20 protein-coding genes are annotated in these 19,768 nt (G+C 68.5%); 11 read left to right on the forward strand and 9 right to left on the reverse strand.

Annotated features, from left to right (window positions below; genetic code table 11):
- The first annotated feature begins 53 nt into the window (after positions 1-53).
- Positions 54-1,553 carry a glycosyltransferase family 87 protein gene (locus ACIRD7_RS30255; protein WP_403458575.1) on the forward strand — a complete coding sequence of 500 codons (1,500 nt, stop codon included), beginning with the start codon at positions 54-56 and terminating at the stop codon, positions 1,551-1,553.
- Between the two features lie 176 nt (positions 1,554-1,729).
- Here ACIRD7_RS30255 and ACIRD7_RS30260 read toward each other — a convergent pair whose 3' ends face one another.
- From ACIRD7_RS30260 to ACIRD7_RS30270, 3 genes are all read right to left on the reverse strand, one after another.
- Entirely contained in the window at positions 1,730-2,761 is a 1,032-nt protein-coding gene (locus tag ACIRD7_RS30260) for an alanine racemase (protein ID WP_403458577.1), read from the reverse strand.
- Positions 2,762-2,859: 98 nt separating this feature from the next.
- The gene (gene femX / locus ACIRD7_RS30265) at positions 2,860-3,978 is read right to left on the reverse strand and encodes a peptidoglycan bridge formation glycyltransferase FemX (protein ID WP_403458578.1); all 1,119 of its coding nucleotides are present in this window, start codon (positions 3,976-3,978) and stop codon (positions 2,860-2,862) included.
- 217 nt (positions 3,979-4,195) lie between these two features.
- Entirely contained in the window at positions 4,196-4,501 is a 306-nt protein-coding gene (locus ACIRD7_RS30270; protein WP_403458579.1) for a hypothetical protein, read from the reverse strand.
- A 263-nt stretch (positions 4,502-4,764) separates the two neighbouring features.
- On the opposite strand from ACIRD7_RS30270, the gene rpsF reads away from it, so the two are divergent.
- From rpsF to rplI, 4 genes are all read left to right on the forward strand, one after another.
- Positions 4,765-5,055: a 30S ribosomal protein S6 gene (gene rpsF / locus ACIRD7_RS30275; protein ID WP_005482942.1), complete on the forward strand. Its 291-nt coding sequence runs from the start codon at positions 4,765-4,767 to the stop codon at positions 5,053-5,055.
- A gap of 78 nt (positions 5,056-5,133) precedes the next feature.
- Entirely contained in the window at positions 5,134-5,733 is a 600-nt protein-coding gene (locus ACIRD7_RS30280; RefSeq protein ID WP_403458580.1) for a single-stranded DNA-binding protein, read from the forward strand.
- A gap of 57 nt (positions 5,734-5,790) precedes the next feature.
- Positions 5,791-6,027: a 30S ribosomal protein S18 gene (gene rpsR / locus ACIRD7_RS30285; RefSeq protein ID WP_003949403.1), complete on the forward strand. Its 237-nt coding sequence runs from the start codon at positions 5,791-5,793 to the stop codon at positions 6,025-6,027.
- An 18-nt stretch (positions 6,028-6,045) separates the two neighbouring features.
- Positions 6,046-6,492, forward strand: a complete 447-nt coding sequence (gene rplI, locus ACIRD7_RS30290; protein ID WP_389337743.1) for a 50S ribosomal protein L9 — start codon at positions 6,046-6,048, stop codon at positions 6,490-6,492.
- Between the two features lie 193 nt (positions 6,493-6,685).
- On the opposite strand, the gene ACIRD7_RS30295 is transcribed toward rplI, so the two are convergent.
- On the reverse strand, positions 6,686-8,023 hold the full coding sequence (locus ACIRD7_RS30295) for an MATE family efflux transporter (RefSeq protein WP_403458581.1): 1,338 nt from the start codon (positions 8,021-8,023) through the stop codon (positions 6,686-6,688).
- Between the two features lie 460 nt (positions 8,024-8,483).
- Between ACIRD7_RS30295 and dnaB the strand changes: the two genes are divergently transcribed.
- Positions 8,484-9,962: a replicative DNA helicase gene (dnaB, locus tag ACIRD7_RS30300; protein ID WP_403458583.1), complete on the forward strand. Its 1,479-nt coding sequence runs from the start codon at positions 8,484-8,486 to the stop codon at positions 9,960-9,962.
- A gap of 61 nt (positions 9,963-10,023) precedes the next feature.
- Positions 10,024-11,415 carry a serine hydrolase domain-containing protein gene (locus ACIRD7_RS30305; RefSeq protein ID WP_403458584.1) on the forward strand — a complete coding sequence of 464 codons (1,392 nt, stop codon included), beginning with the start codon at positions 10,024-10,026 and terminating at the stop codon, positions 11,413-11,415.
- Positions 11,416-11,462: 47 nt separating this feature from the next.
- Here ACIRD7_RS30305 and ACIRD7_RS30310 read toward each other — a convergent pair whose 3' ends face one another.
- Positions 11,463-11,915 (reverse strand): GNAT family N-acetyltransferase, encoded by a 453-nt coding sequence (locus ACIRD7_RS30310; RefSeq protein ID WP_403458585.1) that lies wholly within the window; start codon positions 11,913-11,915, stop codon positions 11,463-11,465.
- Between the two features lie 9 nt (positions 11,916-11,924).
- Positions 11,925-12,383 carry a MarR family winged helix-turn-helix transcriptional regulator gene (locus ACIRD7_RS30315; RefSeq protein WP_403458586.1) on the reverse strand — a complete coding sequence of 153 codons (459 nt, stop codon included), beginning with the start codon at positions 12,381-12,383 and terminating at the stop codon, positions 11,925-11,927.
- Between the two features lie 142 nt (positions 12,384-12,525).
- Between ACIRD7_RS30315 and ACIRD7_RS30320 the strand changes: the two genes are divergently transcribed.
- A complete protein-coding gene (locus tag ACIRD7_RS30320) occupies positions 12,526-13,737 on the forward strand; it encodes an MFS transporter (RefSeq protein ID WP_403458587.1) in 1,212 nt (403 codons plus the stop codon).
- A gap of 106 nt (positions 13,738-13,843) precedes the next feature.
- The gene (locus tag ACIRD7_RS30325; protein WP_403458588.1) at positions 13,844-14,266 is read left to right on the forward strand and encodes a heme-binding protein; all 423 of its coding nucleotides are present in this window, start codon (positions 13,844-13,846) and stop codon (positions 14,264-14,266) included.
- Positions 14,267-14,348: 82 nt separating this feature from the next.
- On the opposite strand, the gene ACIRD7_RS30330 is transcribed toward ACIRD7_RS30325, so the two are convergent.
- A complete protein-coding gene (locus ACIRD7_RS30330; protein ID WP_403458589.1) occupies positions 14,349-15,215 on the reverse strand; it encodes a GNAT family N-acetyltransferase in 867 nt (288 codons plus the stop codon).
- Between the two features lie 250 nt (positions 15,216-15,465).
- On the opposite strand from ACIRD7_RS30330, the gene ACIRD7_RS30335 reads away from it, so the two are divergent.
- Together ACIRD7_RS30335 and ACIRD7_RS30340 are read left to right on the forward strand one after the other, a co-directional pair.
- Positions 15,466-16,098, forward strand: coding sequence for an HAD family hydrolase (locus ACIRD7_RS30335; protein WP_403458590.1), 633 nt, complete (start codon positions 15,466-15,468; stop codon positions 16,096-16,098).
- A gap of 395 nt (positions 16,099-16,493) precedes the next feature.
- Positions 16,494-18,173 (forward strand): globin domain-containing protein, encoded by a 1,680-nt coding sequence (locus tag ACIRD7_RS30340; protein ID WP_403458591.1) that lies wholly within the window; start codon positions 16,494-16,496, stop codon positions 18,171-18,173.
- A 33-nt stretch (positions 18,174-18,206) separates the two neighbouring features.
- Here the strand turns inward: ACIRD7_RS30340 and ACIRD7_RS30345 are convergent, their stop codons facing one another.
- Together ACIRD7_RS30345 and ACIRD7_RS30350 are read right to left on the reverse strand one after the other, a co-directional pair.
- A complete protein-coding gene (locus tag ACIRD7_RS30345) occupies positions 18,207-18,689 on the reverse strand; it encodes an NUDIX domain-containing protein (RefSeq protein ID WP_403458592.1) in 483 nt (160 codons plus the stop codon).
- Positions 18,690-18,777: 88 nt separating this feature from the next.
- Positions 18,778-19,683 carry a LysR family transcriptional regulator gene (locus tag ACIRD7_RS30350; RefSeq protein ID WP_403458593.1) on the reverse strand — a complete coding sequence of 302 codons (906 nt, stop codon included), beginning with the start codon at positions 19,681-19,683 and terminating at the stop codon, positions 18,778-18,780.
- Between the last annotated feature and the right edge of the window lie 85 nt (positions 19,684-19,768).

Consider the following 19,768-nt stretch of genomic DNA (forward strand, 5'->3'; position numbering starts at 1 on the left):
CCACGCCGGTCGCCCTCGCACCGTTCTCAGACACGTACGGCAGGATGTGCCCCATGCCCAGCGCAGAGACGACGCCCACGAGCGTGCACGAGCCGGATCCGGTGCGGCCGACCAAGGAGGACGAGGTCGCCGCGCGCGGGAGTGAGCTGATCGGTGGCCCCATCGGACGGCGCGCCCTGCTCGGGACGTCCTGGTGGACTCCGGTGCGGATCATCGCGCTCGTCGCGATCGGCATGTTCGCGCTCGGTCTTGTCCAGAAGGCGCCCTGCTACAACGGTGCCTGGTTCTTCGGTGCCAGTTCGCAGTACACCCACGCCTGCTACTCGGACATTCCGCACCTCTACCAGGGCCGTGGCTTCGCCGACGGCCTCGTGCCGTACTTCGACAAGCTCGCCGGCGACATGCAGTACCTCGAGTACCCGGTGCTGACCGGCGTCTTCATGGAGGTCGCCGCCTGGCTCACGCCGGGCAGCGGCAGCATCCAGGACCAGGAGCAGTGGTACTGGATGGTCAACGCCGGGATGCTGATGGTCTGTGCGGCCGTCATCGCCGTCTGCGTGACCCGCACGCACGCCAGGCGCCCCTGGGACGGCCTGCTCGTCGCCCTGGCGCCCGCCTTCGCGCTGACCGCGACCATCAACTGGGACCTGCTGGCGGTCGCTCTGACGGCCGCGGCGATGCTTGCGTGGTCGCGTGGCCGCTCCCTGGCTTTCGGCATCCTGTTGGGCCTCGCCACGGCCGCCAAGCTCTATCCCGTCTTCCTGCTCGGCCCGCTGTTCGTGCTGTGCTGGCGTGCGGGCAAGTGGCGCGACTTCGGGAAGGCTCTGGGGGGAACCGCTCTCGCCTGGCTGGTCGTGAACCTGCCGGTGATGCTTCTCGCCTGGGACGGCTGGTCGCAGTTCTACCGCTTCAGCCAGGAGCGGGGCGTCGACTTCGGTTCGTTCTGGCTGATCATGGCCCAGAACTCCGACGACCCGCTGAGCACCGAGACGGTCAACACGCTGGCCACGCTGCTGATGCTGCTGTGCTGCGCCGGCGTCGCCGCCCTCACGCTCACCGCGCCCCGTCGTCCACGCTTCGCCCAGCTGGCCTTCCTGATCGTCGCGGCGTTCATCCTGACCAACAAGGTCTACTCACCGCAGTACGTCCTGTGGCTGGTGCCCCTGGCCGTTCTGGCCCGGCCGCGGTGGCGGGACTTCCTGATCTGGCAGGCGTGTGAGGTGGCGTACTTCCTCGGGATCTGGACGTACCTCGCCTACACGACCAGCGGGGACGCCCACAAGGGGCTGCCGCCGGACGGCTACCACTGGGCCATCGGCGTGCACCTGCTCGGAACGCTGTACCTGTGTGCCGTCATCGTGCGGGACATCCTCATGCCGGACCGCGACCCGGTGCGCCGGGCCGGCGAGGACGATCCCTCGGGCGGTGTCCTCGACCGGGCCGAGGACGTGTTCGTGCTCGGTTCCGCGGCCCATCCGCCGCGGCACGCGGCTCACTTCGAAGGGCCGCAGGTGGAGTGGGGCAGCCAGGGGGCACCCGGCAGTTCGCTCTGAGCGAACAGGGCGGCTGAGGGGCTACGACGACCGTCGGACCGCCCCCGGAGAGACGGACAAGAGCCGTACAAGCGCCTTACAGCGAAAAGGCCGTACACGGAGGAGCCCGTGTACGGCCTTTCGTCGCTACGGCGTTGCCGGGCGGTGTTGGTCCTGCGCGGCCGAGCGGCGGAGGGTCAGCGGTCGACGAGACGGTCGAACTGCGTGGTGGTGTGCCGCAGATGGGCGACCAGCTCGTCGCCGACCTTCGGCTCGGGGGCGTCCGCCGGGACGAACAGGATCGAGACCTGCATGTGCGGGGGCTCCGCGAACCAGCGCTGCTTGCCGCCCCAGACGAACGGAGAAAGGTTCCGGTTGACCGTGGCGAGGCCGGCCCGTGCGACGCCCTTGGCGCGCGGCATGACGCCGTGGAGGGCCTTCGGGGCCTCCAGACCCACGCCGTGCGACGTACCGCCCGCCACGACCACCAGGAAGCCGTCAGAGGCCACCTTCTGCTGCCGGTAGCCGAACCGGTCGCCCTTGGAGACGCGCGTGACGTCCAGGACCGCGCCGCGGTACTCGGTGGCGTCGTGGTCCCCCAGCCACAGCCGGGTGCCGATACGGGCGCGGAAGCGGGTCTGCGGGAACTGCTGCTGGAGGCGGGCGAGTTCCTCGGCCTTGAGGTGGCTGACGAACATCGTGTGCAGCGGCAGCCGGGCCGCGCGCAGCCGGTCCATCCAGCCGATGACCTCCTCGACGGCGTCGGAGCCGTCGGTGCGGTCCAGCGGCAGGTGGATGGCGAAGCCCTCGAGCCGGACGTTCTCGATGGCGGCGTGCAGCTGCGGCAGTTCGCGCTCGCTCACGCCGTGCCGCTTCATCGAGGACATCACCTCGATGACCACACGGGCGCCCACCAGGCCGTACACGCCGTCCACCGACGACACCGAGCGGATGACCCGGTCGGGCAGCGGCACCGGCTCCTCGCCGCGCCGGTACGGCGTCAGCACCAGCAGGTCACCGCCGAACCAGTCCTTGATGCGCGCGGCCTCGTACGTCGTGCCGACGGCGAGGACGTCGGATCCGAGCCGCGTGGCCTCCTCCGCGAGCCGCTCGTGCCCGAACCCGTAGCCGTTGCCCTTGCAGACCGGGACGAGACCCGGGAACTGCTCCTGCACGTGCTTGTGGTGCGCCCGCCAGCGCGCGGTGTCGACGTAGAGCGTGAGCGCCATGGCCGGACCTGGAACCTTTCTGGTGGCTGCGGTGTATCAGAGATATGGAAGCTATCGACGGTGCAGCTGTTGACGGTATCGAAGCAGAGAACGCGAGGTCAGCGACGCGACATGTAGATGTCGAGCGCCTTGTGGAGCAGCTTGTTGAGCGGGAAGTCCCACTCCCCGAGGTACTCGGCGGCCTGCCCGCCCGTGCCCACCTTGAACTGGATCAGGCCGAAGAGGTGATCGGTCTCGTCCAGCGAGTCGGAGATGCCGCGCAGGTCGTAGACGGTGGCACCGAGCGCGTAGGCGTCGCGCAGCATGCGCCACTGCATCGCGTTCGAGGGCCGGACCTCACGGCCGATGTTGTCGGAGGCGCCGTAGGAGTACCAGACGTGGCCGCCGACGATCAGCATCGTCGCCGCGGACAGGTTCACGCCGTTGTGGCGGGCGAAGTACAGCCGCATGCGGTTGGGGTCCTCGGTGTTGAGGGCCGTCCACATGCGCTGGAAGTACGACAGCGGGCGCGGCCGGAAGTGGTCGCGCACAGCCGTGATCTCGTACAGGCGCTGCCACTCCGCGAGGTCCTCGTAACCGCCCTGGACGACCTCGACGCCGGCCTTCTCGGCCTTCTTGATGTTGCGCCGCCACAGCTGGTTGAAGTTCTTGTGGACCTCTTCCAGGGAGCGGTTCGCCAGCGGGACCTGGTAGACGTAGCGCGGCTGGACGTCACCGAAGCCGGCGCCACCGTCCTCGCCCTGCTGCCAGCCCATGCGGCGCAGCTTGTCGGCGACCTCGAAGGCGCGCGGCTCGATGAAGTCGGCCTCGATGTCCCTCAGCCGCTTCACGTCCGGGTTCTGGATGCCCGCCTTGATGGAAGTGGCTTCCCAGCGCCGGATGATCACCGGCGGGCCCATCTTCACGGAGAAGGCGCCCTGGTTCTTCAGGTGCGCGAGCATCGGTTCCAGCCACTCGGTCAGATTCGGCGTGAACCAGTTGATGACCGGGCCCTCGGGCAGATAGGCGAGGTAGCGCTTGATCTTGGGAAGCTGCCGGTAGAGGACGAGGCCCGCGCCCACCAGCTCGCCACTCCGGTCGAACCAGCCGAGGCTCTCCGAGCGCCACTCCGCCTTGACGTCAGCCCAGGCCGGGACCTGCATGTGGCTCGCCGCAGGCAGGCTCTGGATGTATGCCAGATGCTGCTCGCGACTGATCGTCCTCAGGGTCAGGCTCATTCGGGGCGCTCCTCGGGCTGGTGTGTCCCCATGGGTACAGGGGCTCCGGCTCTAGCGCCGAAGCCTACTGCGCCTTTGGAGCGCCTCGACTGGGCGTACGGAAGCTTCGCCCCGGCTTTCGAGCAGCCGCGGCGTTCGAGGGTGTTCTATGCGCCGTTCTACCGGTGTTCGGAGGTCGGTCTCCGTGACCGGTTCGAGGAGGGCGCGGTCTTAGGCGTCAGAGGTCGAAGAGCCCGCCGTGCGCCATGCCGAGGAAGAAGCCGACTCCCGAGGCGCCGAGACCCAGGATCAGGCCGAAGCGTTCACGGGTCGTCACCGAGATCCACTGGCCGTACGCACCGGTGAGGATGCCAACAAGACCGGTCCAGGAGCTGAGCAGGTGCAGGAAATGGAACTGGGCCGTGACGAAGGACGTGATCCCCAGCACCAGGGTCACCACGAGCAGGGTGTCCTGGAGGGGGTGGGGCTTTCCGTCCGTGGCGAAGAGGCCTCCGACGGTGTTGGGTCGCAATGCCTGTGCCATAGGGCACCTCCTGCGGAAGACGGCGCATCGTAGCGCCATACACACCCGATGTGTACAGATTGTGGGCGACGGCGGCCGGATTTCAACCGGAAGCGGGTGTGCAGGTAGTGTGTACCGTCTGCACCGGTGTCTGCCCGGGCCAGCTCGGGGAACCGCGAGGTCACCCCCGATTGTCAGTGGCGGCCGATACCGTTGCGTACGCATCACAACCCTCCTGCCACGGAACGACCGTGGCCGCTGAGTCCAAAGGAGGTGGGTTCCACATGCGTCACTACGAGGTGATGGTCATCCTCGACCCCGATCTGGAGGAGCGCGCTGTCGCCCCCCTGATCGAGAACTTCCTCTCCGTCGTCCGTGAGGGCAACGGCAAGGTCGAGAAGGTCGACACCTGGGGCCGTCGTCGTCTCTCGTACGAGATCAAGAAGAAGCCCGAGGGCATCTACTCGGTCATCGACCTGCAGGCCGAGCCTGCGGTCGTCAAGGAGCTCGACCGCCAGATGAACCTGAACGAGTCGGTCCTCCGGACCAAGGTCCTCCGCCCCGAGACCCACTGAGCTCTCCCGCTCAGCTGATCTCGGGATTCGAGTAGCAGCACCAAGCAGCCAGCAGCAAACCCGCCGAGAGGTTCCCCCATGGCAGGCGAGACCGTCATCACGGTCGTCGGCAATCTTGTCGATGACCCCGAGCTGCGCTTCACCCCTTCCGGTGCGGCGGTCGCGAAGTTCCGTGTCGCGTCCACCCCCCGCACCTTCGACCGTCAGACGAACGAGTGGAAGGACGGCGAGAGCCTGTTCCTGACCTGCTCGGTCTGGCGTCAGGCGGCGGAGAACGTCGCCGAGTCGCTCCAGCGAGGCATGCGCGTCATCGTGCAGGGCCGGCTGAAGCAGCGGTCCTACGAGGACCGTGAGGGCGTCAAGCGCACGGTCTACGAACTGGACGTCGAGGAAGTCGGCGCCAGCCTGCGGAACGCCACGGCGAAGGTCACCAAGACCTCCGGTGGCGCCCGTGGTGGCCAGGGTGGTTACGGCGGCGGTGGCGGTGCCGGCCAGGGTGGCGGCGGCTGGGGCGGTGGCCCCGGTGGCGGCCAGCAGGGCGGCGGCGCTCCTGCCGACGACCCGTGGGCGACCGGCACTCCCGCCGGTGGCAACCAGGGCGGCGGCGGTGGCGGCGGCTGGGGTGGAAACTCCGGCGGCGGCGGTGGCGGCGGCTACTCGGACGAGCCCCCCTTCTAGACCTTCGGGTCGAGGGCGGGTCGTACCCAAACTTCTTGATCACACAGGAGAAACACCATGGCGAAGCCGCCTGTGCGCAAGCCGAAGAAGAAGGTCTGCGCTTTCTGCAAGGACAAGGTCACGTACGTGGACTACAAGGACACGAACATGCTGCGGAAGTTCATTTCCGACCGCGGCAAGATCCGTGCCCGCCGCGTGACCGGTAACTGCACGCAGCACCAGCGTGACGTCGCCACGGCCGTCAAGAACAGCCGTGAGATGGCGCTGCTGCCCTACACCTCCACCGCGCGATAAGGGAAGGGTGACCGAAACATGAAGATCATCCTCACCCACGAGGTCTCCGGCCTCGGTGCCGCGGGCGACGTCGTCGACGTCAAGGACGGTTACGCTCGCAACTACCTGATCCCGCGGAAGTTCGCTATCCGCTGGACCAAGGGTGGCGAGAAGGACGTCGAGCAGATCCGTCGTGCTCGCAAGATCCACGAGATCCAGACCATCGAGCAGGCCAACTCTGTGAAGGCCCAGCTCGAGGGCGTGAAGGTCCGTCTGGCCGTTCGCTCCGGCGACGCCGGTCGTCTCTTCGGTTCCGTCACCCCGGCCGACATCGCCTCGGCGATCAAGGCTGCCGGTGGCCCCGAGGTCGACAAGCGCCGCATCGAGCTCGGCGCGCCCATCAAGACCCTGGGCGCTCACGAGACGTCCGTGCGTCTGCACCCCGAGGTTGCCGCCAAGGTCAACATCGAGGTCATCGCGGCCTGATCACCGCGTTCGGCTTGAACAGCTGAGTGGAGGGGCCGTACCCGCTGGGGTACGGCCCCTTTCGCTGTGCGGGGAAGGAAGAGGCCTGCGCTGTGCAGGGCGGGGAGGCGCGGCCTTCAAGGCGCAGGGCAGGGCGGGAAGGGGCTCTTCAAGGGTCCGTTTCACGTGAAACAGCGTGTTTCACGTGAAACATTCAGCGCGTCGCGCCCGTGACGATCCAGCGCCCCGAGCGGGCCCGCAACCAGAGCGTCAGCATGCGCACCGCCATCATCAGGGTCATGGCCGCCCAGACCGCGGTCAGTCCGCCACCGACCACAGGGATGAGGAGCGCGACCGGGGTGAACACTGCCAGGGTGAGCACCATGGCCCAGGCAAGGTAGGGGCCGTCCCCCGCGCCCATCAGGACGCCGTCCAGGACGAAGACGACTCCGCAGATCGGCTGGGAGAGCGCAACCACGAGCAGGGCGGGCAGGGCAGCGTCCTTGACGACCGAATCGCTGGTGAACAGGGGCAGGAAGAGCGGCCGACTGATCACCACGAGCAGGCCCAGGGCGACGCCGGCTGCGATGCCCCACTCCACCATGCGGCGACAAGCGGCACGGGCCCCGTCGGCATCGTCGGCGCCGAGAAAGCGCCCGATGATGGCCTGCCCGGCTATGGCTATGGCGTCCAGTGCGAAGGCCAGCAGGCTCCACAGGGAGAGGATGATTTGGTGTGCCGCGATGTCGGCGTCTCCGAGGCGGGCCGCCACGGCCGTCGCGATCATCAGGATCGCCCGCAGCGAGAGGGTGCGGACCAGGAGGGGCACTCCGGCCTGAGCGGAGGCCCTGATGCCGGCAGCGTCGGGACGCAGGGAGGCGCCGTGTTCGCGAGCGCCGCGGACGACCACCACAAGGTAGATCACGGCCATACCCCACTGGGCGATGACGGTTCCCCAGGCCGATCCCGCGATGCCGAGGTCGAAGCCGTAGACGAGACCCGCGTTGAGGGCGGCGTTGGCGATGAAGCCCGCGACAGCCACATAGAGCGGTGTCCTGGTGTTCTGCAGGCCGCGCAGGACGCCCGTGGCGGCGAGCACGACGAGCATGGCCGGGATGCCGAGGGCCGAGATGCGTAGGTAGGTGGTCGCGTACGGGGCGGCGGTGTCGGAGGCGCCGAAGAGTTCTACGAGGGACGGGGCTGTGGGCAGGACGGCCAGGACGACGGCGAAGCCCAGGAGTATGGCCAGCCAGATGCCGTCCAGGCCCTGGCGTATCGCGGCTTGGAGGTCGTCGGCGCCGACGCGTCGGGCGACGGCCGCGGTGGTGGCGTAGGCGAGGAAGACGAAGACGCTGACCGCTGTCATGAGGAGGGCCGAAGCGACTCCGAGCCCGGCGAGTTGTGCCGTGCCGAGATGGCCGACGATCGCGCTGTCGGCCATCACGAAGAGGGGCTCGGCGACGAGTGCGCCGAAGGCCGGTACGGCAAGTGCGACGATCTCTCGATCGTGCTGTCGCCGGCCGGCCTTGGTGGTCGCGGGGGCCTGTGTCATGGCCACCAATCTAATCGTCCACAGGTAAGAGATGCAATTGAGTAGTGACCCTTACTCAGGGTCTCGTGCCGTGTGCTTTCGTGTACCGTTCGAAGCGATCTTGGTCCGACTGGGGAAGTTTTTCTTCTGCACAGCCGGTGGATGGCAAAGAAGCTGGTCAGAGGCGCTTTGCAGGAATTGCTGGGAGCTTGTTCACAGGGCTGTCCACCGTGTCGTGCACAGGTTTTGCGGAGTTCTCCACAGCATCGGGGCCGTCGTCCACATGGCCTGTGGATAACCAGATTGGCTGACGGTGCCCGCGGGCCTACCGTGGTCCGGCTGCCCGCTCCGTCTTTCGGTCGTGGAAACGACACAAAACCGACGTGCCAGAACCGGAGTTGGGCCTCTTATTTGTCAGTGGCGTGCCGTAGAACTGAGGGGCACGGCGAGGTCCGCTCGGCGGACGTGAGGAGGTGGCTCGGTGAGCATTTCCGAGCCCTTGGACGACCCGTGGGCCGACAGCGGCCCCAGTGATCGTCTGCCCGCCTCCCGTCGACGCGGCGAAGGTGGCCGAGGGCGCGACGAGCAGCACGACCGAGGCCGGGACACCGGTGAATGGGACGGCGGAGGTCCGGCCTTCGAGCGCGTCCCGCCGCAGGACCTCGACGCCGAGCAGTCCGTGCTCGGCGGCATGCTGCTGTCCAAGGATGCTATTGCCGACGTGGTCGAGGTCCTCAAGGGCCACGACTTCTACAAGCCCGCACACGAGACCATCTTCCAGGCGATCCTCGACGTCTACGCCAAGGGCGAGCCGGCCGACCCGATCACCATCGCCGCCGAGCTCACCAAGCGCGGCGAGATCAACAAGGTCGGCGGCGCCTCGTATCTGCACACCCTGGTCCAGACAGTGCCGACGGCGGCGAACGCCGAGTACTACGCCGAGATCGTGCACGAGCGGGCCGTGCTGCGCCGCCTGGTCGAAGCGGGCACGCGCATCACGCAGATGGGATACGCGGCCGACGACGACGTCGACGAGATCGTCAACCGCGCACAGGCCGAGATCTACGCGGTCACCGAGCAGCGCACCAGCGAGGACTACCTGCCGCTCGGCGACATCATGGAGGGCGCGCTCGACGAGATCGAGGCGATCGGCTCGCGCACCGGTGAGATGACCGGTGTACCCACGGGGTTCACGGACCTCGACTCGCTCACCAACGGACTGCACCCGGGCCAGATGATCGTCATCGCGGCCCGACCGGCGATGGGTAAGTCCACGCTCGCGCTGGACTTCGCGCGGGCGGCGTCGATCAAGCACAACCTGGCGAGCGTCATCTTCTCCCTGGAAATGGGGCGCAACGAGATCGCGATGCGTCTGCTGTCGGCCGAGGCACGCGTGGCCCTGCATCACATGCGGTCCGGAACCATGACGGACGAGGACTGGACGCGGCTGGCGCGGCGGATGCCCGAGGTCTCGGCGGCGCCCCTCTACATCGACGACTCCCCGAACCTGTCGATGATGGAGATCCGCGCGAAGTGCCGCCGGCTCAAGCAGCGCAACGACATCAAGCTCGTGATCATCGACTATCTGCAGCTGATGCAGTCCGGTGGTTCGAAGCGTTCCGAGAGCCGTCAGCAAGAGGTCTCGGACATGTCCCGTAACCTCAAGCTCCTCGCCAAGGAACTGGAAGTCCCGGTCATCGCGCTCTCGCAGCTGAACCGTGGCCCCGAGCAGCGCACCGACAAGAAGCCGATGGTGTCCGACCTGCGTGAGTCCGGCTCCATCGAGCAGGACGCCGACATGGTGATCCTGCTGCACCGAGAGGACGCCTACGAGAAGGAGTCGCCGCGGGCGGGCGAGGCGGACATCATCGTGGGCAAGCACCGTAACGGTCCTACGGCGACGATCACGGTCGCCTTCCAGGGCCACTACTCGCGGTTCGTGGACATGGCGCAGACCTGATCGCGCTCTCCGGGCGGATGTGCGCTCGACTCCCGAGCCGCCGGCGGGGTGGACTGGGGGCATGACGACTTCTCAGGACGATCTGCTGCCTGCCACGCGCCGGGCGCTGTTGCACCGCATCGCCGTGGCCCAGGCCGAAGGGCGGGCGCCGTCCCTCGTGGCCGCGGTCGTGCGGGACGGCCGGACGGTGTGGCACGGCTCGCGCACTTCGGTGGACGGGCACGGGCCCGACGAGAAGGTGCAGTACCGCATCGGCTCGATCACCAAGACCTTCACAGCCGTTCTCGTCCTGCGACTGCGTGACGAGGGCCGCCTCGCTCTCGGTGACCCGCTGGAGAAGCATCTGCCGGGCACCGGTGCGGGGGAGGCCACGATCGCCGAACTGCTCGCGCACACCAGCGGGCTGGCGGCGGAGTCACCTGGGCCGTGGTGGGAGCGGACCTCCGGATCCCTGCGGCCCGAACTGGCCGACGTTCTCGGCGAACAGCCCTTCGTGCATCCCTCGGGCCGCCGGTTCCACTACTCGAACCCGGGCTACACGTTGCTGGGCGGGCTGGTCGAGAAGTTGCGCGGGGCTTCGTGGGAGGACGTACTCCGGCGTGAAGTGCTCGAACCCCTGGGGCTGGACCGCACGAGCGCGCGAGCGCAGGCGCCGCACGCAGGCGGGTGGGCCGTGCATCCCTGGGCCGATGTGATGCTTCCCGAGCCGCTCGAGGACCTCGGGCGTATGGCGTCGGCCGGTCAACTCTGGTCGACGACAGCGGACTTGGCACGGTTCGCAGCCTTTCTGATCAAGGGCGACGACCGTGTGCTCAGTGCGGAGTCGCTGCGCGATATGAGGACACCCGCGGCTCCTCAGGAGGCGTCGGACGTGGCGAGCGGCTACGCCTACGGCCTGGGTCTGGAGATCCGGCACCTGGACGGCAGGAATCTGCTCGGACACACGGGATCCCTGCCGGGCTTCCTGGCCGCCCTGACTGTCAGCGTGGAGGACGATCTCGCCGCGGTCGTCCTGGCCAACTGCACCTCGGGTCCCATGCCGTTCACGGTCGCCGCCGACCTCGTCCGCATCGTCGCCGACGCAGAGCCGCGGATCCCCGAGCCGTGGCGTCCGATGCCGGACCTCGACGCGGCGGTTCTGGAGCTGGCCGGGCAGTGGTACTGGGGGACGCACGCCTTCGCCCTGCGACTGACGGCCGATGGACTGCTCTCCCTGGAGCCGCTCTCCGGCAAGGGCCGCCGCTCACGCTTCCGACCTCATGGTGACGGCACTTGGACGGGACTGGAGGGCTACTACGCGGGCGAGCGCCTGAAGGCCGTACGGCGCCCTGACGGGACCGTGGACCACCTGGACCTCGGGTCATTCGTGTTCACGCGTCAGCCGTACGACGAAGGGGCTGCGGTGCCGGGTGGAGTGGATCCCGATGGGTGGCGGGGGATCGCAGGGGCCTGACCGCCGGGCGAAGCGCCTGTTTCACGTGAAACAGGCGCTTCGGTGTTTCACAGCTCGAGCTTGAAGCCCGTGTGCGAGGCCGTGAAGCCGAGCCGCTCGTAGAAGCGGTGGGCGTCCGCGCGGCTCTTGTCGGACGTCAGCTGTACCAGCTGGCAGTTCAGGCGTCGGGATTCATCGATCGCCCACTCGATGAGCTGGGTACCCAGGCCGCTGCCGCGCTCGTCGGCGTGGATGCGAACGCTTTCGATGATCGACCTGGTGGCGCCGCGCCGGGACAGCCCAGGAATGACCGTGAGCTGAAGCGTGCCGATGACACGGCCCTCGCGGACGGCGACGATCATGCGCTGGTTCGGGTCGCTGCTCAGCCGCTCGAACGCGGCAAGGTAGGGGGTTAGGTCGTCCGGCGACTCACGCTGTGCGCCCAGCGGATCGTCGGCGAGCATGCCGACGATCGCGGGGATGTCATCGGCGACAGCGGGGCGTATCTCAAGATCTCCCATGCCCGCACCCTATGCGGGCGCCGGAAGCGACTCCACGACCCGCACCAGCGGGGCGAGCTCGGCGCTCTTCGCCGCTTCGTCGAGTGCTTCGCGCAGGGCCGTGTCGTTGGTGGGCCGGGCTTCTGTCAGGAGTTTGAGGCCGGCTTCGGTGACGTCGGTGTAGATGCCGCGGCGGTCGGTGGGGCAGAGGTAGCGGGAGAGCAGTCCGCGGTCCTCGAGGCGGGTCACCAGCCTGGTGGTGGCGCTCTGGCTGAGGACGACGGCGTCGGCGACCTGTTTCATCTGCAGGTGGCCGCCCTCGCCGTTGTGCTGGCGGCTGAGGACGTCGAGGAGTGAGTACTCGCGCACGCTGAGGTCGTGCCCGGCCTGCAGGGCGCGCTCGATGTGCGACTCGATCCTGCCGTGCAGCAGGGAGAGGGCGCACCAGCCCTGCGCGAGGGCGGTGAGCGCGGGATCCGTGGCGGTCATGGCGTTTCCTCCGTACCGGAGCGGCTGAATCCAGGGTAGAGCGGGTGTGCAATAGCCTGCGCTTGCAAGTATGCCGCGTGTGCAAGTATTGTCTTCAAACGTAAAGCGCTCCTGCAATCTTCCGGGAAGGTGTCACCCCTCCATGCCTCTCGCGCTTCTGGCCCTCGCGATCGGGGCCTTCGGAATAGGAACCACCGAGTTCGTGATCATGGGCTTGCTGCCCGAGGTCGCGAGTGACTTCGGGGTCTCCATCCCCACCGCCGGCTTTCTCGTGACCGGCTACGCGCTCGGTGTGGTCCTCGGCGCTCCGCTGATGACCGTGCTGGGAACCAAGGTCTCCCGCAAGCGGATGCTGATGCTGCTGATGGGACTCTTCATCGTCGGCAATCTGCTGTCCGCCCTCGCTCCCGCCTTCGCCGTCATGCTGATCGGCCGTGTGGTCGCCTCGCTCGCCCACGGCGCCTTCTTCGGCATCGGCTCGGTGGTCGCGGCGGAACTGGTCGCCCCGGCCAAGAAGGCCGGCGCCATCGCCATGATGTTCACCGGCCTGACCGTCGCCAATGTCGTCGGCGTCCCACTGGGCACGTTCGTCGGGCAGTCCGCGGGCTGGCGCGTCACCTTCGGCGTCGTCGCCGCCCTCGGCGTCGTCGGCCTGGTGGGCATCGCCAAGCTGGTCCCCGACCTGCCCAAGCCCCAGGGCGTACGGCTGCGTCACGAGCTGGCCGCGTTCAAGAACGCCCAGGTCCTGCTCGCCATGGCGATGACCGTCCTCGGCTTCGGCGGCGTCTTCGCGGCCATCACCTACATCGCGCCGATGATGACCCACGTAGCCGGCTTCGCCGACGGCTCCGTCACCTGGCTGCTGGTCCTCTTCGGGCTCGGCATGGTCGGCGGCAACCTGATCGGCGGCAAGTACGCGGACCGCGCGCTGATGCCCCTCCTGTACGTCTCCCTGGGCGCCCTCGCCGTCGTGCTCGCGCTGTTCACGCTCACGGCACACAACAAGGTCCTCGCGGCCGTCACCATCGCCCTGATCGGCGCCTTGGGCTTCGCGACCGTGCCCCCACTCCAGAAGCGCGTCCTCGACCAGGCACACGGCGCCCCCACCCTGGCCTCGGCCGTGAACATCGGTGCCTTCAACCTCGGCAACGCCCTGTCCGCCTGGCTCGGCGGTCTCGTCATCGCCGCCGGTTTCGGCTACACGTCCCCGAACTGGGTGGGCGCCGCCCTCGCGGCGGCCGCGCTGCTGCTCGCCTTCCTCTCGGCCGCACTGGAGCGCCGCGACGGAGCTGCCTCCAACAACGTCGTCACGGGCGCCGCGAACGCCGAACAGCGAGCCGTCGTCCACCACTGAGCAGATGCATGTGCGGGGTCAGGGCCGCCCCCGCACATCCGGCCCCAAGTCAGTCCACCTCAGCACCACTTCTGCCCCCCAGCGCACAACCGCAAGGAGAACCCCCATGAGCACCGCCACCGCAGTCGCCCCCCTGACCACCCAGGACGCCGACGTCCTCGTCGCCGCGGCACACCGTGCGGCCGAGGAGGCCGGGGTGACCGTCAGCGTCACGGTCCTGGACGCCGGAGGTCATCTGCTCGCCTTCCGGCGGGACGACCGGGCCGTACTGATCGCCGGCGAGACCAGCACGCGCAAGGCCTACACGGCACTTCAGCTCGGCGCCCCCACCGCCGACCTCGTCGACGCCGTACAGCCCGGTGGGCTCTTCCACACGCTGCCCACGGCGCTCGATCGACCGCTGCTCTTCATCGCGGGTGGTGTGCCGATCCACCGGGACGGCCGGCTGATCGGCTCGATCGGTGTCGGCGGCGGCGCGCCCGAGCAGGACCACGGGTTCGCGGTGGCCGCGATCGAGGCGCTGGCCTGACGGCACCGCACCATCGACGAGGAAACGCCGGTTACCGATGGGGACCGGCGTTTTTCGTGGGCTCAGCCCGCGGTCGAGGGCCTCAGCCCGCCGCCACCGTGAGGGGAGCGAAGCGCCGGGTCCAGTCGCCGGGGAGTTCCGAGATGCCGTACGTCATGACCGCGTTGAAGGCGACCGAGCTCAGACCGTGCTGCTTCGCCCAGGTCAGGAGTTCCTCATGGCGTACGTCGATGTCCGTGCGCAGGGGGCGTTCGGTGTGGGCGGCGAGGGAGGCGACGAGCCCCTTCGCGGTCTCGGTGTCACGGGCGATCAGCGGACCCACGACCTGAGTGTCCATGTTGGGCCAGGCGCCCGCGTAACCGATGATCCGGCCGTGCTCCTCGGCGACGCGCAACTGGTCGGTGAAAGCGGGCAGCCGCGTGATGATGTGCATGCGATCGGCGCCGAACACTTCCTCGTCCAGCCGCATGAGAGCGCTGAGGTCCTCGGCGGTGGCCGCGCGGGTGGCCACCGAGGCCGCCGAGGCGTCGGGCGTGAAGTGGCCGCGCAGCATCTCCGCCCGGCCGGTGACCTTGAATCCGAGCTCCTCGTAGAGCGGTTGGCCGTACGGCGTGGCGTGCAGTGTCAGCGGTGTCGTGCCCATCGAGTCCACGACGTGCCGCATCAACCGGCGTCCGACGCCCTGGCGGGCATGCCGCTCGGCGACCAGGACCATGCCGATCGCTCCCAGCCCGGGGCGCGCCTTGGGTCCGTACTCGGTGACGACGCAGGCGCTGACGAGCCCGCCGTCGGGGTCATCGATGCCGTACCCCGTCCCTGCTGCGAGGAGGAACCCCCACTTGTGTTCCTCACGGGGCCAACCCCGGTCCTCGGACAAGTCGGCGCAGGCGGTGAGGTCGCGAGGCGTCAGACGGCGAATGGGCAGAGCGGCGAGGGAAGGAGTCGGCACGCAGGTCAGGCTGTCTGACAACGCCCATGGTCGTCCACCTGTTTCCGGTGAGACGTACGACCTTTTGGCCATCTCATGGTCCGCCGCACAGCGCGTCGACAGGGCGCTGGGTGTTTCACGTGAAACATGAGCGAACGGCCAGCATCCATCAAGAGCTCAAGCTCTCCGCCCAAGAGCTCAAGCTCTCCGCCCAAGAGCTCAAGCTCTCCGCCCAAGAGGGCGAATCCCTGTGCCATTAGCCTCATGTCCCATGGCGAGACTTCATCTCTTCGATCTGGACGGCACGCTCCTGCACGGCACCACCGCGCCCGTGGAGATTTCACGTCAGCTCGGCCTGGAAGAGGAGACCGTGGCGCTCGACCGGGAGATCTCGGCAGGGCTGATCGGCCCTCCGGAGTATGCGCAGCGGGTGTACGCGCTGTGGGCCGGACTCACCGAGTCGCATGTGGAGGCCGCCTTCGAGGCCGCTCCTTGGCTGGCCCGGATCCGTGAGGTCTGGGCGGAGATCAGGGGGCAGGGCGACTACTGCGCCGTCGTCTCGCTTTCGCCGTCCTTCTTCGTGGAGCGACTGACGGACTGGGGCGCGCACGCGGCGTACGGTTCCCGTTTTCCGGCGGTGCCGTTCACCGCGCCCCTCGATCCGGCGGGAGCCCTCAACGCCGCGGCCAAGGTTCGTATCGCGGATCGGCTCTGTGCCGAGTTCGGGGTGACCCGGGACGAATGCGTCGCCTACGGCGACTCGCTGTCCGACAAGGACCTGTTCGGCGTCGTCCCGGTATCCGTCGCGGTCAATGCGGACGGCCATCTGGCCGGGCTCGCGACCCATTCCTACATGGGGATGGACCTGTGGGAAGCCTATGAATTGGTGCGCAGCGGAAGGTAATTGAAGGAACTGACCGTTCATCCCCTCGTCCAATTCGTGAGCAAGCAAGGGGGGACTTGTGATCGGGGCGGCGGCCGGTATGGTCGACTCCGGTTCGTGTCCGAGCTGTGATGCAGACGTACCCGGCACGGACCGTGCGCAAGGCACGGCAGCCTAATGGGACGGAGAGATCGAAGACCCGCATTCTCGGCTATGGGGGCCGGGCGCCGACACGCGGTGGGATGCTGCGGTGAGAGTACTGCGGCCAATGTCACACTCTCGCCTTACTTGTCCGTACCGGGTGGGAATGCGGGTTGAATGTGGCCGTATTGGATCGCGGTCACGAACGGGGAACGCAAGCCACGCGGGGGAAGCAGGCACCTTCCGACTGAGGAAGTGCGCAGACCGACCGAAAGATGTTCGAGGCGAGGCACACCATGGACGCTCCGACCACCACGTCGGCCGACAACGGCACTTCCGGCGGCGGGGGCGGCTGGTTCACGCCGCGCAAGCAGCCGGCGACCACTCCGGGCGGCGAACAGGAGGCGGCCGAGGGCCGGCGCCTGGCCGCGATGCGGCCGGTGGGCAGGACAGCGACGGCGGACGACACGGCCCCGCCCCAGGACAGTGCGCCGGGCCCCGATGACACGCACCGGGCGGGCGAGGAGGTAACGGCCACTCAACAGGGGGCACAGGCCTCGATATCGACCCCGACGGCGCACCCGCAACCGGCCGCGATATCGACCCCCGAACCACCCCCCACTGGGCACATCCCGCCCACGCACTCGCCGCCCGCCCCCGCATCGGCCCCGGCCTCAAGTCACGCGCCGTACGCCGCCGCCCAGGCCGCCGCAGCGAGGCCTCACCCATCGGGCTCCATGCCCCTCACAGCGCCCGCCGCACAGGCGCCGCCGACTTCCCTCGCACAGCCCGTCGCGCAGCCGCATGTCCCGGCTCAGCGCCCCGCCCCCGCCCGGCCCGCCTCTCCGGACGCTGTGCTGATCCGCCGGACCATGGCCGAGGTCGGCCCGGTGGCCGACAAGGTCACGTCGTACTTCTACGCCCTGCTCTTCGTACGCCACCCCGATCTGCGCTCCCTGTTCCCGGCCGCCATGGACACCCAGCGCGACCGGCTGCTCAAGGCTCTGCTCACCGCTGCCGAGCACATCGACAACACACCGGTCCTCGTGGACTACCTGCAGAATCTGGGCCGTGGTCACCGTAAGTACGGCACGAGGGCCGAGCACTACCCGGCCGTCGGCGAATGCCTCATCGGCGCGCTGAGCAAGTATGCCGCCGGCATCTGGGACCCGGAGACGGAGGCCGCCTGGGTCCGGACGTACACGACGATCTCTCAGGTCATGATCGACGCAGCGGCCTCCGACGAACTGCGTGCCCCCGCCTGGTGGTACGCGGAGGTCGTGGCGCACGACCTCAGAACGGCGGACGTCGCGGTCGTCACCGTGCGGCCCGACCAGCCCTATCCGTTCCTCGCCGGGCAGTACACAAGCCTGGAGACGCCGTGGTGGCCCAGGATCTGGCGGCACTACTCCTTCGCCTCGGCGCCCCGCTCCGACGGCCTGCTGACGTTCCATGTGAAGGCCGTGCCCGCGGGGTGGGTCTCCAACGCTCTGGTGCACCGGGCCAGGCCGGGAGACATCATCCGTCTCGGTCCGCCGGCCGGTTCGATGACCGTGGACCACACGACCGACAGCGGTCTGCTCTGCCTGGGCGGTGGCACCGGCATAGCGCCCATCAGGGCGCTGATCGAGGACGTCGCCGAACACGGCGAGCGGCGGCAGGTCGAGGTGTTCTACGGCGCCCGCAGGGACCAGGACCTGTATGACATCGACGCGATGCTCAGGCTCAAGCAGTCCCACCCCTGGCTGGAGGTCCGGCCAGTAGTGGATCGGCACGGACTGCTCCAGCTCCCCGAAGCCATCCGGCAGTACGGACCCTGGACCGAGCACGACGCCTATGTCTCCGGGCCGCCCGGCATGATCCGCAGCGGTGTCGACGTACTGAGGGACCTCGGCGTCCCGGCCGAGCGCATACGCCATGACTCGGTGGAGGAGCTCGTCGCCGCCGCGAACTGACCCAGCGGCCGAGGGCCAGGACGCCGCCCGGTGTCAGCCCAGGTCGGGGGCATGCATGGCCCGGACGCCCTCGATGTTCCCGTCGAGGTAGTGCCGCAGTGACAGCGGCACGAGATGGACGGAGGCGATCCCGACCCGGGTGAACGGCACCCGCACGATCTCGTACTCGCCGACGGGTTCGTCCACCTCGGGGCCGTGTCGCAAGGACGGGTCCATGGACCCCAGGCGGCAGACGAAGAAGTGCTGCACCTTTACGCCGGTCGCTCCGCCGTCCTCGCCGATGTGCTCGACGGTGTCGACGAAGCACGGCACCACGTCGGTGACCTTGGCGCCGAGCTCCTCGTACACCTCGCGGTGCAGGGCGTCGACGACGGTGGAGTCCGTCGGCTCGACTCCGCCACCGGGCGTGAGCCAGTAGGGATCCATGCCGGGCTTGGTGCGCTTGATCAGGATCAGATCGTCGCCGTCCAGCAGAACGGCGCGGGCGGTGCGCTTGACCACGGGTCGGACGGTCATGGGAGAAATGTGGCCCGGCTGGTTCCACGTGAAACATCGAGCGACGTCACTGCTCGATCCAACCGCGTGCCGCCCCGGAAAGCCCTGGTCAGGCCCAGTCGCCGGCCGCCCGCAGCAGCCACTCGTGAGCCCGGGCGATATGCGGCATTGCCAGCGTCCCGGTGCGGACCACCAGGAAATACGTCCGCAGGGGCGGCACCGGCGGATCGTGCAGGGCGACGACCTCGCCGCGGTCCAGTGCGTCGGCGCACAGATAGCGGGGTAAGACCGCGAGGCCGGCTCCCGCGACCGTACAGGCGAGGACCGCGCGCAGGTCGGGGACGATCACAGTGCCAGGGGCGGCTGGGCGGGAGTCGTAGATCGCGGCCCAATAGCGGGAGACGAACGGGAGGGATTCATGAACCTCCACCACTGGGACGTCCTCCAGCGCATGGGCCCCCTTGTGGCGCAGCTGTCCCTCGCCGATGCGGTCCACCCAGCGGGGGGCGGCGACGAGTACATGCTCCTCGTCGCAGAGCGCAGTCGCCGTGAGCAGAGCGCCTCGCGGACGGGCCGTACTGATGGCCAGATCGTGATGCCCCGCGGACAGCCCTTCCAGGGTCTCCTCGGCGTTGCCGAAGGAGGCACGCAGGGCGAAGCCCTGGCCGTCGTCGCCGGTCAGCTCGGTGAGCGCGGGCAGTGCGCGTTCGGCGGTGAACTCGGGAGGGCCGGCGAGATGCAGGGTGCGCAGGGAGGACTCGTCGTCGAGGCCCGTCTCGGCTATCTCCACGAGGGCGTCGAGATGCGGGGCGGCCTTGTGGGCGAGCTCGTCGCCGATGGTCGTCGGAGTCACGCCACGGGCCTGCCGCAGGAAGAGGGGGCGGCCCAACTGCCGTTCCAGCGTGCGGATCTGTGAGGTCACGGCCGGCTGCGACAGTCCCAGCAGCGCGGCGGCGCGAGTGAAGGAGCCGGCCCGGTGCACGGTCACAAAGGTGCGCAACAAGGCCAGATCCATGCTCCACCCTCTCCTTCCCCGCCCTTCTCCTCACCCCCAGGGCAGGGCCCAACTATAAATAAGTCGATAGGTCTCTGTCGCTACT

Origin of the sequence: Streptomyces sp. NPDC093568 (assembly GCF_044764945.1) — a bacterium.
Lineage (GTDB): Bacteria > Actinomycetota > Actinomycetes > Streptomycetales > Streptomycetaceae > Streptomyces.